General features: G+C 47.1%; 7 protein-coding genes. 2 read left to right on the top strand and 5 right to left on the bottom strand.

What is annotated here, in order from left to right; genetic code table 11:
* Positions 1–8 precede the first annotated feature (8 nt).
* The 4 genes from ACN6KS_RS15095 to ACN6KS_RS15080 all read right to left on the bottom strand — a co-directional run bounded on the left by ACN6KS_RS15095 (position 9) and on the right by ACN6KS_RS15080 (position 10657).
* Positions 9–4940, bottom strand: coding sequence for an S-layer homology domain-containing protein (locus tag ACN6KS_RS15095; RefSeq protein ID WP_440959944.1), 4932 nt, complete (start codon positions 4938–4940; stop codon positions 9–11).
* A 25-nt stretch (positions 4941–4965) separates the two neighbouring features.
* Complete coding sequence (locus tag ACN6KS_RS15090) at positions 4966–6060, bottom strand: peptidyl-prolyl cis-trans isomerase (protein ID WP_341134808.1); 1095 nt, start codon at positions 6058–6060, stop codon at positions 4966–4968.
* A gap of 193 nt (positions 6061–6253) precedes the next feature.
* Entirely contained in the window at positions 6254–8419 is a 2166-nt protein-coding gene (locus tag ACN6KS_RS15085; RefSeq protein WP_440959943.1) for a GH92 family glycosyl hydrolase, read from the bottom strand.
* Positions 8420–8482: 63 nt separating this feature from the next.
* The gene (locus ACN6KS_RS15080) at positions 8483–10657 is read right to left on the bottom strand and encodes a beta-galactosidase (RefSeq protein WP_440959942.1); all 2175 of its coding nucleotides are present in this window, start codon (positions 10655–10657) and stop codon (positions 8483–8485) included.
* Positions 10658–10967: 310 nt separating this feature from the next.
* On the opposite strand from ACN6KS_RS15080, the gene ACN6KS_RS15075 reads away from it, so the two are divergent.
* Complete coding sequence (locus tag ACN6KS_RS15075; protein WP_440959941.1) at positions 10968–12209, top strand: response regulator; 1242 nt, start codon at positions 10968–10970, stop codon at positions 12207–12209.
* A complete protein-coding gene (locus ACN6KS_RS15070; protein WP_440959940.1) occupies positions 12190–13968 on the top strand; it encodes a cache domain-containing sensor histidine kinase in 1779 nt (592 codons plus the stop codon). Before ACN6KS_RS15075 ends, ACN6KS_RS15070 begins: the two co-directional genes overlap by 20 nt.
* A gap of 166 nt (positions 13969–14134) precedes the next feature.
* On the opposite strand, the gene ACN6KS_RS15065 is transcribed toward ACN6KS_RS15070, so the two are convergent.
* On the bottom strand, positions 14135–14629 hold the full coding sequence (locus ACN6KS_RS15065; protein WP_094869008.1) for a GNAT family N-acetyltransferase: 495 nt from the start codon (positions 14627–14629) through the stop codon (positions 14135–14137).
* Positions 14630–14743 lie beyond the last annotated feature (114 nt).

The following is a 14743-nucleotide window of genomic DNA, read 5'->3' as shown; positions in this document are numbered from 1 at the left end:
TGTGATGATTACAATCCCAAAATTTTATAAATCAAAGCTGCAGCCTCCGCACGGGTGGTCAGATTCAGTGGTCTGAAGGTGCCGTCGGAATATCCATTGATAATTCCTGACTGCTGCAGGTGCTCAACCGCTTCTCTGGCATAAGCTCCGATTTGCTTCTGATCAGCAAATACTACGGTTTTGCTGGAATAATCCGGCTGAAGTGAAACTAAGCTCAGAGCGCGGTATAAGATAACAGCTATTTCTTGGCGAGTAATCGGTTCTTTTGCGCCAAATAAGCTTTCGCTGCGTCCGTTAACCAGCTTTAGTGCCTGAGCTGTTGAGACAGCTTGGGAATACCAAGCGTCTGGACTCACATCTTCGAAAGTATTGCTGTTCTCAGCCTGAAGCTCCAGTGCCGATACCAGCAGTTGAACAAACTCCGCTCTGGTGATTTGGCGGGCAGGCTCATATTTGCCATCGCCTGTGCCGTGCACCAGGTCACGGGAAGCCAATGCTTCTAGGATAACAGCTAAGTCCGAATTGATATCAGAGAAGTGTATATCTCCATTCGCCGCAGCGTATAATCCGAAGTTCCGTGTTGTGAACGTGATGCTCCCTGTACCTGAAACGTATTTGGAGTTTTTGACCACTTCCGCCAGCCCTTCGCGGGTAATAGAATAGACGATGGCTTGATTCGGCGCTTCACTAGGATTCAATTTATATCCAAACGAGACCTTCATTGCCGCAGATTGACCTAGTGTTTCTATTTGCTTTCCGTCTACCATCAAGGAGATCCGGTACACGGCATGCGTTTGCCATTTCTCTTTTAATGCAACAGAAAGGGTTGAAGGATCAACAATATGAATGGATAGCTCCACCTGCTTGGAACCTTCCGGAATATTGCCACCCATCTTCTCAATAGGGAGCGTTATGATGGTGGCTCCTGCTTTTATTTTAAGGGAGGTAACCTTCTCTTTTAGTTCGGTAACGGGCACTTGAAAAGTAACACTACGGGCAATGGCCTCCTCCGCAGTAAGCTCAAGTACCAATGCACCATCTTGCACTCCCTTCATCGCTTTGTTAATTTCTCCAGTGGGAAGCTGTACAAGGCGCATTCCTTCAGTATCAGGTGAATCCTGAATCTGAATACGTCCGGCTGAGATTATATTCACTGGATGAACTATTTTCCCTCCACTGTTTCCACTGTTACTATTGTTCCCGTCATTATTGTTGCCGGACGAACTGTCGGGTGTATCTGTTCCCCCGCGGTCTTCACTCCGTACCACATTCAAAATGTAGCTTTTTGTTGTAGTTTCGTTTGCAGCCGTAACTTTGATATCGACTCTATTTTCTCCTACCTTAAGTTCACTTCCGCCTGTTACTGTTAATTTGGCTTTCGGATCTAAAGGTATCCCTGTTACAGTCACGGCTGTTTTAGAAAAGGGCACGTTAATTGTATAGGAAAGTGTGTTACGGTCAAACCCGGGAATTTCTGAACCCTCTATACTCAAAAGGCTTAAATCAGCATTATCACTCGGTTGCGTCTCCTCCTCATCTTCGACATTCATAAACTGGAAGGTACGGAAGAGTGTCGCATCTTTCGCAGCGCCAATGCCTGATCCCCACTCAATATATCCTTTTCGGCCCGCACCATCATTATCGTTGACCAACATCGAGAAGCTCAAGACATTGCCTCCCACTCCTCGAATTGGACTTATTTCGCTCCACGGCAGTGCCAGTGCATATGAGGTAATCTTAGTCGCTACATTTCGGGTTACACTTAGTGTTCCCTTGGTCAACAATCCGGTAGCGGCTCCCTTCATAGACAGCCAACGGTAAATTTGTGGCCCCTCTGGTGTCTGCGAAATTCCATATTCATACCAGGATTGGCTATCGCCCGGTACACCGGGAGCAAGGCTGAACTGAATACTGTCATTTTGCCAAATATTAATCCCGGAAGCGTTATGGTTGAATACATCATCACGGATGTCGGCGGTCAAATAGATGTTATCCGCGTCCCAGCGTAGTTGTGCTGTTCCGCTAAGATCATCCACACCGTTATACCCGCTCAGCAAAGGGGTTCCGTCTGCAAGATCAATCAGCGCGGGAGTTCCTGTATCTGTCTGATGCTGCATCCGGTTAATATCTATGTTTTGCTTGAGGTGAACTGACTCATAGCCTTCAAGGTCAACAGTCAACTCTAGGGGATATTTAACGCCTTCAGAGAATCCCGGCAAAGGAATTGGATAAGTAAATCGGCTATTAGGAGCGATTTCGGCCAGTTGCAGCTGACTCCCGCTAATCTGGCCACTTCCTTCTCCTATTTTCCAGGAAATTTTGTTAATTCTCAGAGGGTCTACTCCAGAACTGTTTGTAAACTGAAGTTGAAGGGATAGGCCTCCGTTTCTACCATCTGTAATATGAGGAGCAATTTTTAAGCCTTGAAAATATAATCGCAGATCATCTACAGGTGCTTCAGGCAGTATGGCAGGATCAAGTCCGGGTCCATTATAGGCTCCGATATTCGGTGGATTTTCTGCTGAAACAGCGTTTCCCCAATAGTCCCGACCGCCGTTACCTGCAATAATAGCACCAGCACCAAGTGCAGGAGAACCTTCTCTCAGCTTGTAACCGTCCACTGTATTCCAGCCAATTCCTCCGTTGCCCTGAGCAACCAAGAGCGGATTCGCTGTGACGGAATTCGTATTTTCCGGCTCGCTTACTGGATGATTTCCATACAACAGGTTGTGGTCGAAGCTGCCATTTACCCCGGGCAGATTATAACCCCCCTGTCCAAGGTTGTAGACCAAATTGTTCCTGAACGTATAGGGAGCGTTGATATTTCCTGCGTCATCCCATTCATGGTCGATTATTTTGGTGTTTTGCCCAGTGCCGATATAGATCGTATTGTTATAGATTTGCGTATCCGGCGTAACCCCGCCTGCAAAATTAAACGTATGCGTCAGATCATTCTGGCTGATGTTGTATCTGACTACATTGTTAGAGGAGCCGGTCAGCACTCCTGGAGTTAAACGGGCATCGACAAAAAGCATGAATCCGCCCTTATTGCCATGGCTGTAATTATATTGAACTACACTGTCCATAGTATCGATATCCAGATTGAAGCCCTGACCATCTCCCTCTGGTTTATTTGTGTTAAAGGACTCATTAAACTGCACGATATTATTCTTGCCCCGGGTCGGCCAGATTGCGGCTGAGCCGTTAAACTCGCCTTCTTCGGAGTAGTTGCCACCTTCTTCTGCTATGTTATGCTCAATTAACGCTCCGTCCGCACCGAAGGTGAGGATGCCGTCGCTGTCTGCTTGTTTGACATAATTTCCGCGGATCGTAACATTGACCGTAGCATAGTCGGCTCCGTTGAAACGCTGATCCCATACCACAATTCCTGTCCGTCCAATTCGTTTGACCGTGTTACCTTCGATCCATACCCCATCAAATTTGTCCGTGCCCGTCGTTCCGCCCACATATACGGAGATTCCACCGAACGCATGTGGACCACCTTCTGCACCGGAAACTGTCGGATAACGGAAGCTGCTTGATACATCATGTATATAGTTATCCTGGATGCGGATATTTCTTAATGTTCCTCCGTTTGCGTTCTCCACCATTATGCCTTCCCGGTAAACGGTTCCTCTCTCGGAAGCATAGTTAGTGACCTCCAAATCCTGGATGCTCCAGTTTGAGGCGTTGCGCAGGTATACAGCTGCTCCGGCAATGCCTCCACCATTGATAGTCGGTTTACTTCCGCTGCCATAGGCAGTGATTGTTATCGGTTTATCGTCTGTTCCGCTACCCTTAGGATATAATTGTTCGTTCCAGATTCCGCCCTTCTTTAATAAAATTCGGTCTCCAGCCTCAAAGGTAGTCTGGTTAACTACAGAGAAGGACTTCCAGGCGGTCTCTGGTGTTTTTCCATCATTGCTGTCGCTGCCCGCAATTGAATCGACGTAATAATCACCGTCTCCTCCGCTGTTCCCTCCACCTTCAGGCAACTGGTTAGATATGGAGACTGAACCTAGCTGCATCAGCCAAGGGGCGGAATCGCCACTGAGCTCGATTTTTAAATAATGAATACCGGAAGGAACCCCTTGGGCTGGGGTATAATTCGTCCCTGTCCAAGCTGAATCTCCTGTGGCCTGTGGAGCTTCATGTATCGCTGAAATCTCTGTCCACGAGGATGCATCCGCCGACCCATAGAACTTGATGCTTCCGCTAGAGCCGGCAAAGGAATGCAGACGGATGATGAAATGCTGCAAATTATGCAAATGGTACACAAGTGATTCTACCGAATCTGCTGTTCTCACCGCACGAGAATGATCTCCACCAAAAAAAGTGGGATTGCTCGTATCTAAAGACCAATTTGTACTAAATGCATAGAGCTGTGAAACGTCATCAAGCTCATCGTTAATCGTTTGGGGTGCAAGTGATACATTGGAGAGTGTAAGGTGTCCAAGCTGCATCAACCAGGTGTCGAGGTCGCCGCTGATCTCGATTTTGAGATAATTGATATCATTCGGAAGTGCACCTGTGGGCGTGTATACTGTTCCATACCAACCAGAACCAGTTGCTGTGGGACTGTCATTAATGGCCGGAATCTCCGTCCACGCTGTCGCATCACTCGATCCGTAGAACTTGATTACGGCTGTTGAGCCAGAGAAATAATAGGCCTGAAGCGTAAACGACTGAATCCCTGTTAATGAATAAACAGTATAACCAGTATCCGTGGATGTCCTGACCAACCGCGTAGCATCCCCGCCGAAGAATTGAGGATTGCTACTGTCAATCAGCCAATTCTCCGAACGCAGCTCCGCTGCTGGCAGAGCAGAGAAATCATCGGCATACGTCTCTTCAGCATGGGCAGAAGCACCCATTACAGGGAACACTGCCGTGAAGATCAGCACTATCATTAGCAGTGATTTTGCGAGTTTTTTTAACATTGTTGTAGGATTCCCCCTTGAATATTTATTGATTGGCTTGGTTTGCGAGTCTTTCGGCCATCGGGTAATTCCATTCTGCGATAACTTTGCCTAACTGATCGTCCACCATGGATCTAAATTTTTGCTGCGCCAAATGAAGTGTGATGGCATCCTTCACTTGATTGAAAGGTTCAACTCCTGCATCCTCTACCGATAGACAGTAAAGTAGATGAATGGCCCCATTTTCAGCAAACAAGCCACTAATCTGTCCCGGTGCAAGCTGATCTGCAGCAAGCAATGCCTTAGGATTTTCCAGAGCTGCTGTTCGTCGTGAAGCACTTGTTATTTTGACTTCGCCCAGGTTTATACCAAGCTCTTTTGCCTGCTGATGGATGCCAGTGTCTGATCTTATTTCTGCTGCTATTACTGCTGCCCTGAGCAATTCCATTTTCTCCAAGGCCTCCTGCTGATCCTTGTATTCTGTTTCCGGACCAAAAGGAAGTGACGCCCATTCAAGACGTATAGCTCCCGGCCGAGAATATTTAGCAGCTAGATTTGCTTCATATTCCAGCCTTACCTGTTCATCTGAAATCACGATACCTCCGTTGCTGCGCATTGCCTCAATCGTGGCATCCTCAAGGTCGCTCATGTAATAACTGTAATAGGCCTGCGCTTCCAGATGAAGAGGACCATACACCACTTCTTTATTCGCTACCGCCTGACTCCGCCGTTGATTCTCACGCCCCATTCCTTTTAGAAAACCTTCAAAGCTGATATCCGATACCACTCCTGCTTCTTGAGCAAGCTGCAACTCCATCCGCTTCGTCAGTAGCTGCGTCTGGGATTCTTTTATCCACCTGTGGATTGGTTTTTCGCCGGTATAGTCGGTAGACCAGAATTTCTCTGAGTAGTCGGCATCGTAGGTCTGTTTGAAGTAATCAGCAGTCAGTGCCCGATTCATTTGAAGATGCCAGTTGAACTCCGCTGCAGTGACCTCCTGTCCGTTAAGGGTCAGAAGTGGTTCTTCTACTTGTTGTGGAGCCTGCACATTCATCGCGCCAATCAGCAGCAGGCTTCCTGCAATCATTGCGAACAGAATAGTGATAAGTCGATTTCTTTTGGAATGAAGTCTTAAAGTCATAAGTTGATTCCTCCTCTCCGCACTCATATTAAGCGCTTTCATTCTCTTCGATCTTAGACATGTTACCTTTGAAAAAACAGGCGGGAATGCTGCGAAATGGTTTGCCATTTCACCATTTGCCTAAAAAGAGCAAGATGCTCCATCTATAAATATAAAAACAGCCCGGAATGTTCCGGACTGCTTAGCATTGCTCTTATGTTGGGGCTAACCCCGAAAACATACTGAAGCTCAGGACGCCGCCTTTCATAATATCTTCATGAGGCAAAGAATGGTGATTCCAAAGCGCATTGTTCCAGTGAATCGATTTACTGTATACATTGGTGGAGCTGTTGTTTTCCGCTTTAATGACCCATTGCCGCCCATTTTCAAGCTGGATCGTTACTTTATCAAATAGAGGGCTGCCCAGCACATATTCGGGAATCCCGGGACTTAATGGATACAGGCCGATGGCGCTCCAAATATACCAGGCACCCATACTGCCATTATCCTCGTCACCGGGTAACCCATCCATTCCACTGTTGAACAGTTTAGCCATGGTTTTGCGAACCCAGTACTGTGTTTTGGACAACGCCCCGAGTCGGGCGAAAATATAAGGTATATGGAAGCTGGGCTGATTGCTGATGGCAAACTGCCCCAGATCGGCCGCGGCCATTTCTGACATTTCATGAATTTCCAAGCCATAAGAACCCACTTTGAATATCGGTTCCTCGGCCATTAACTGGTCCAGACGCTGAACAAAAGCTTCCTCGCCACCCATCAGACTGGATAATCCCGGGAAGTCATGGGGAACTGCCCAGCTCCCTTGCCAAGCCCCACCTTCACAGAACGGATCACCCCATGTTAGGGGATCAAATTCCTCCTGCCAAGTACCGTCCTCGTTGCGACCTCTCATAAACCCAACCGTCGGATCAAATAGCAGCTTATAATTCTGGGCCCGGGCCATAAAACGCTCATAGTCATCCATTTTGCCAAGTGCTTTGGCAACCTGAGCAATACAGAAATCTCCGTATACATAATCCAGCGTGTTACTTACACTTTCATGGAAACGATCATGTGGCAGATAACCGTGCTGCAAATACAATTCAAGCCCTCGTCTACCCAGCTTCTCGTCTGTAGCCGGACGATCTGCATGCTTCAGCAAACCTTCATATAGTAGCTCTACGTCGAAGCCGCCGATGCCCTTAACTACGGCATCCGCAGCTGACGCATCGATCAGAGTGCCGGGCATGGCACTGCGTTCGCCTGGTGACAGCCACTTTGGCAGCCAGCCGCTTTCACCGTAAGCTAATGTCCAAGCCTGCATGATCTCACCGAGCAAGGATGGAAACAGGATACTGTATAACGGGAAGCTAGTCCGGTATACATCCCACAGTCCGATATCTGAATACATTGGACCCCGGCAAATGCTGCCGTTAAAAGGACTGTAATGAATTTGCTCGTCCTGCTCGTTATATTCATGCCATGTTCTAGGAAACAGGCAGATCCGGTACATACAGCTGTAAAAGGTACGGAGGTTCTCTTCATCCGCGCTTTCGACAACGATACGGCTCAGCCGTTCTTCCCAGCCTGCCTCTGCTTTGCTCAAAATCTCTCCGAAGCTGTGCCCACCAACCTCCCGATCGAGATTCAATTGCGCTTGCTCCCCACTAATAAAGGAAGTGCCGCATTTCACTTCTATTACACCGGATTCCGGTATGTTTAATTCTACGTATGCGCCCAGCTTATCGCCGGTTCCTTCATACGTCCCTAAAGGTTGGTACTCCCCGTCAAAGATTCCCGAATCCTCCATGAGAATGTCTGTGTCGAATTGGAAGACGAAATACATCGCGAAATTATCGGGTACCCCGGCGGTATGCCCCCTTGTAAAGCCGATGATCCTGCGTTTCTCCGGTTGAAAGGTGAGTTGAGACTCGCCTTTTAGCGGTGTTATTATGAGCCTGTTCTGCTGTCCCTTAGCGTATGTAATTCTAATCACCGCACAGCGCTCTGTAGGGGTCAGCTCCAGTCGGGTACGATATCGCTGAAGAGTCACTCCGAAGTAGTGTGGGGACACTTGCATCTCTTCCGGTTTAAAGGAAGAAGATCGCGAACTAGGACTGAGCAATAACGGTCCAGTCTGCGGCAACAGTGTCAGATGTCCATAATCTCCGATCCAAGGACTGGGCTGGTGAGTTAGTCGTATACCCTCCAGGTGGCGATGGTGCGGATGGAAGAACCAGGTCCCCCCTGCTTCATGGGTTTGCGGGCTCCAAGCCGCCATGCCAAATGGCATCGCTGTAAGCGGCAGCGTATTGCCGTGTGAGTAGCGGAAATCCGACTTAGTCCCCTGTAATGGATTAACATAATCTAACAAACCCAAATGGATACACTCCTTTGGCTGGCTTACACCAGCTCTTTAATCTTCGATCTTAACTGCTGCCGGCTAAGATAATCGAAATACTTGAACATCTCCAGCTTCTACCCGTATAGACAGTTGAGTTGTTGAAGGTTCAGACGGATTTATTGGCTGGATTGTGGCGTTCCCATCATCAAACCATGGCTCTGCTGAAGTATAATTGGCAGGCAGCGTAACTTTGGCTTCTGCCAACATGTTCCCTTCATTATGCACATAGAGGAACGCACCTCTGTCTTCTGCAACTTCCCACTCGGAAAGGTCGGCGCGGACACCGCCGCTTACATGCACATTCGGCTGTAGCTTCAATTCCTGCTGTAAAAGATCGCGCACCAACTGTAGCGTTCCGGTATGTCCATCCTGCCAGTAGGCAGCCGCAAGCAAGGTACCGAACCATACAGCACACCCGTTGCCATAAGCGGCGGCCGTCAACACAGGCATATTGTCCTCGGCAAATTCGGCTAGGACCTTCACATGACTTTGCAGCGCAATATCTGATTTGTAATAGGAGCCGTGTGCCTTATCATCTGCGGCTGCTTCCCCTTCCTTGCTGTGCTCCAATACATTAAGGAGTGGGATCGCCGTCCGTGATTCGAATGCTACCTGATGATAGCTATGATCCAGATTCTCGGCAGAATGAATCCAAGTCTCCCGAACCCCAAAGACTTCATCAAATCCGTAACCGGGAACTGTATAGCTGTGACAGCCATTCTCTGCCTGAAGCGCTCCGAAGGAGCATTCCGAAATCAAAATTCCGCCCTTCTCCACCCACTCACGCAGGAGGTCACACAGTTTACGGTTCAGATACAGTGGATAAGGCATCCACAGGCAGCGGTATTGGTCCAATGTCTGTTCCGTAACATCCGACTCATGCAGAAATTCCACTTTATAATTAAGGTCATGTAGCAGTTTATGGACGCCTTGCAGGGAATCGTTATAGGTGTCCAAATGATCATGGGCAGCAAAGTTTGCGATTTGGTTCTGTGGGCTGAATAGAATAGCAATCCCGTCCCCACGCCGTTTTGCCTGTAAAAGCTCTTGCTTATTGTCTTGCACAAGCTTATTTAGTTGGGCCATATCCTTGTACCATGGGGTTGGACTGCCGTCCAAATATACACTGCCCCAAGCTGGAGCCTCCTGTCCCAATACCTCCGGTCTATACTGCCAGAACAGATATCCCGTGATACCCCGGGCGAGCGGGGTCAGAATATGCCGTTTCATTTCTCGCAGCTCCGGCTGGCACGGCTTCATCGCCGTATTGCCCGGCAGTGCATGAATCTCCGAGTTGATGATCGGTTTACCTTTGGCGGCTGAGATCAGCAAATCAGCTGACCAGGCTGAGGACCCCAGACTATTGCCTGTCAGGTCACAGGGTTCAGCCAGCTTGAAGTCGTCTGAACCTGCTGTAATCATATTGAAGATAGGAGCTGGCACAGTATGTGCCATAACAGGATGCAGCAAATCTAGTGACTTCACAGTATCTACCCGGCTCCGCAGCTCATCTGTTAAAGTACCGGACATGAATAGCCGCCAGTCCACCAAATCATTGAATACGCCTTGCCCACGCGGTGCCTCTACTTCCTCCCAGTTTCCGTAAGTCCGCTGCCATGATTCGTTCAGAGCTTCCAGAGTAATATATTTATTTTTCAGCCATTCTTGGAATGCCAGCACGGAGTGCCCGCAATAACATACCTGGTTGTCAAATGACAACTTGCGCTTAATCCCTGTCGTCAGCTCAGGCTCATTCCATAAATCCCACACCCAGAGTGCAGGATGATCTTTGAATGTCTTCACTGTTTCCGACAGAAATTTCGCCTTCTCCGTGGCTGCAGCTGCATGGTGATAACAAGGTCCAGGAGCTCCGCCAATCTGGCGGCAGTTAATTGACCTTGGTTCCAGTACGGAACCGTCTGCTGTGATCATTTTGGAATCAGGATGTTTTTTATAAAACCAGGCTGGCGCCACATCGAAAATCACGTTCAAAATGACCTTTAAGCCGTTCCGTTGAGCAATATCCATCAGCTCCTGAATATCATCGAACTCGTAGATCCCTTCTTTAGACACGCTGGCGCGCCACTGCACCCAATATTTCACACAATTGAAGCCCTGCCCGGCAATATTGCTCAGGTCTTTTTCCCATTGATCCCGGAATGGGGTCGGGGAACGGTAATATTGAAACCCGAATGGAATAAATGAATTTTGCATCAAGGGTACTCCTCCTACAGCGTTCAATTTCGATGTCATGTATTTATAAAAGCGCTTACCGCTCTTTTACGGTTAAAGTCTATCACAGTACATTTTGCAAAAGTTAGGATGGAATCCTATGAAACGGTTTGTTAAGCTGTTGAAATATTTAGAACATCCGCTATGAGGTTATCGTTGTACAAAGCCACCGGGGAACATACTGCGAAATCGTTTGTGATCCTGACAACTAAGAAATTATCGCTCCTCTAAAAGAGGTTTCATGTTTATAATGGCTGTAAGACATATTAGAAACTACTTCGAGGTGAGGCCAATGTTGAAAGCGCTTATAGTAGATGATGAATATCTGGTTCGTATGGGCATCACTCAAACCATAGACTGGGCAGAATACAACGTTGAGATCATAGGAGAAGCCAGCAATGGTGAGGAGGGTTTGGAGCTTGCACTACAACACCGCCCGGATGTGATTATTACCGATATCCGTATGCCCTATATGAATGGTCTTGAACTCATAGAGAAAATACGGGAGCAGGACATGCTCGTAGGTATTGTCGTCCTCAGCGGTTATGACGAATTTCAATATGCACAGGCTGCATTGCGTTATGGCGCCTCCACCTATCTGTTAAAGCCCATTAACATAGAAGAACTCGCAGATACAGTAAGAAGCGTTGGTGATGAAATCCTGGGGAAAAAGCAACTCTCCAAGCGATATTCGCAGCTTAATGAGGAAATTGCCGCGATATCCAAACAATTCTGGCAGGATTTACTGCATGGCCAGCTGCATAGTGAGGAATTCATTACCAGCAAAATAAAGCTGCTGGAGCTGCAATTGGAACCAGGAAAAGCTATGCTGCCGCTGTCCATAGCCTTCCCTGCTGATAATGGTCTTCAAGGAACTGATGTAGGCAAAGCGTTGGAGGATGAAGCAGCGGTTATTCTGGAAGCGTATTCTTTTGAACAGCTCTGTCTATTCCGCGATAGTCATCTGGAGTGGGTTATGATTCTCCGAACCGATGAACCTGAGCTTGCCGGTGATTCTGCCCGCAGATTAGGTAAGCAGCTATCGGAATGGAGCCAGCAGCACTTCGGCCAGGCTCTTAGCGTAGGCATCGGCAAACCAACTCAAGAATGGAACGGAATCGTAGATTCATACAAACAGGCTTGGCTTGCTGCGCAGCGTGCAATGTCTGGTATTGAACGCGTGTTGTACGCTGAAGAAGAGGCCGGAGCTCGATGCCGGCGTGAAATCAGAGACGCCCTCGCTTTTATCCGGGAGCATTATGCTGGGAACATTACCGTGGAGATGGTTGCTGCTGCGGTGTTCGTCAGTCCAACCCATTTAATGCATCTATTCCGCAAAGATTTGAACAAGACTTTCTATGAATGTCTGACGGAATATCGGATTGAAGAAGCCAAACGTATGCTGCGCAATCCGATGTACCGGGTCTATGAGGTGGGCAATCAGGTTGGTTTCACTGACTCCAAATACTTTAGCCAGATTTTCAAAAAGATGACGGGCATCCCACCGAGCGAATATGCAAAAACCTATGGTTAAGCTAACGATGGCCAACCGGATTAATTCTTGGATGCGGAGGTTCAAGATCAAAAGTCGGATTGTTGTTGTCCTGTTAGTGGGATTGTCACTGCATCTGGTGCTGATGCTTGTTATTTTCAACTTCTATTCCTATACCTATCTTCAAAAGGATCTGTACCGCCATGTCGTCCAGACTCAGCGCCAAATTGGTCTCAGTGTGGAGTTGATGGTCGATGATATTCAGATGTTGTTTCTGCGCTTTCTAGTGAACAGTGATATTTACCAGATCATTAATAACGATTCCCTGCCGGTAACAGACAAGGAATCACGGATCGGAGCTATCATCGACGGCATGCTGACCCAGAATGCTCTCGTGGGCAATGTGATTATAAGCACAAATGACAATATGCTTTATTCTTATCAGTCCAAGGAGCAGATGCTTGAGGTTCCCGAAGCCTTATTTATTAAACAGATACAGGAGAGCAGCATGCCTGTTGTTGGTGAGATCAAACGGGATGGTGACGGCAATGCCTATATTCCTTTCGGACAGCAATTCCGGAACTTCAATACGGGGCAAAATATCGGGGTTGTCATCATCTATGTCAGAGAATCCGCCTTGGCTGATCTTTATTCCTCCAGTTTCACTGGCATTGGCTACTCCTTCCTGACTTCCAGCGACCGGATTATATCTCACCCCGACAAGCGGCTCTTGGGCAATTTTTTGGAGGAGAACGCCCCCCTTCATCCGGGTCAGAAAGAAGGCTATCGCACCTGGTCAGATAACGGTAACTCCTACATCATTGCTACTTATCCTTTGAATCCTAGGTTGGAGACGCTTGGCGTTAGCTGGGAGTTCACCAGTGTGATTTCTAGCCACAAATTGCTGGAGGGAATTGCCAAGGGTAACCGAAATGCCATTCTTTTCGCCAGTGTTACCTTCATTGTCCTACTGATTCTTTCCTTTTATCTGGCGGCTAAAATCACCCGTCCACTACTGAATTTGAAGAAGAAGCTGAGTCTGTTTGGCAAAAAAGACTTAGCTGCTGTCTATGAGCAGCGGGCACAGGTCGATGAGATTTTCCAGCTAGAGAACAGCTACTATCAGATGGTAGAACGGATCAGCCAATTAATGCTGGAAAAGGATGAAGAGAAAGAGAAGCAACGCAAAGCCGAGCTGACTGCGCTGCAATCGCAGATCAATCCTCATTTCCTCTACAACACACTGGATGCGATCGCCTGGATTGCCCGGCTAAAGAAGCAGCCCGACATTGAGCGGCTAATTTCTTCTCTGGCGACCTTTTTTCGGATTAGCCTGCATAAAGGCGACAAATTCGTCACTGTCGACGAAGAAATTCGCCTAGTGGAAAGTTTTGTGACTGTCGAGCAAATGCGTTTTCCGAATAAATTCGAGATTGAATACGACATTGAGGAATCGCTGCGCAAGGTCCGCATTCTGAAGCTGATTCTTCAGCCTATCGCAGAAAATGCGATCAAACATGGTATCAGTGAGAAACGTGGCATGGGCCGGATTTGGATTAAGGGTGAGTTGCTGGAGGATGAGATTCGCTTTACAGTGGCAGATGACGGAGTCGGCTTTGCCAACGGCGCGACACTTAGCCAAGCCAAGGAAGATGTGCTGTTCCAGAGCGGATATGGCCTGCGAAATGTGGACGAACGGATTAAGCTGGAATACGGTCCTCAATATGGGCTAAGCATCTCCAGCACTCCGGGTCAAGGCACTACGGTTACGATTAGCTTGAAGAAGGAGTTGCCCAATTAGCTAAGATTGTTAATGAATGCGGACATTACAAAGAAATCGTTCCTTTTTTGAGAGGTAGGTGGTACTTCCACTTTTCTCACAAAGAACGATTTCTTTTTTTACTAATTCCTTGGATACGTTTATCAGTCTCATACAGTCGCCACAACTCACTAAAGATCATAGTGCTTTAAAAGTAATTGGGGATATCAAGTGATATGGAGTCGAAATCATTTTCTTTTGAGTAATACATACAAACACTGTCTTTATATTTTTGACTATCATTAGGTAGTACAATAAAACCTAATCCTATGTAAAATTCTATCCCAATATCACTATAAAGGAAAAAATCGTTACATTTTTCTTCCTTTTCAAGTTTATTTATCGTTTCTTTGACCAATAAAGAAGCGTATCCTTTTTTTCTTAAATATAAAGGGGTAGCGATTGAACCAATCCCTTTTACAATTTGGCCTTCAGAAAGATTTAGATCATATACGATGAGGGAACTTAATAGTTGCTTTGTGTCTGTTGCTTCAAGAACATACCACGTTCCCTTTTTATACTTCTTTGAAGCCTGGCACATCGTTATATATTCTTCATAAGGCAGATTATCTCCCCAAACATCATAGCCCATCTTATAAATTTCTATCATTTCCTCTTTTGTTGCTACCCTAATTTTTTTCAAAGTACCTCTCCTTCATTTTACGCGGTTATATTCTTTTCGACATTAAGCCTATCAAGACCTTTATTCTCCTAAAGCTAAACTGCCCGTTAACTGAAACAAATAAAAACGGCAGCC

It is taken from the genome of Paenibacillus nitricinens (assembly GCF_052056485.1).
In the GTDB taxonomy this organism is placed as follows: Bacteria; Bacillota; Bacilli; order Paenibacillales; family Paenibacillaceae; genus Paenibacillus_AQ; species Paenibacillus_AQ nitricinens.
This window is presented reverse-complemented; position numbering and strand designations above follow the sequence as displayed.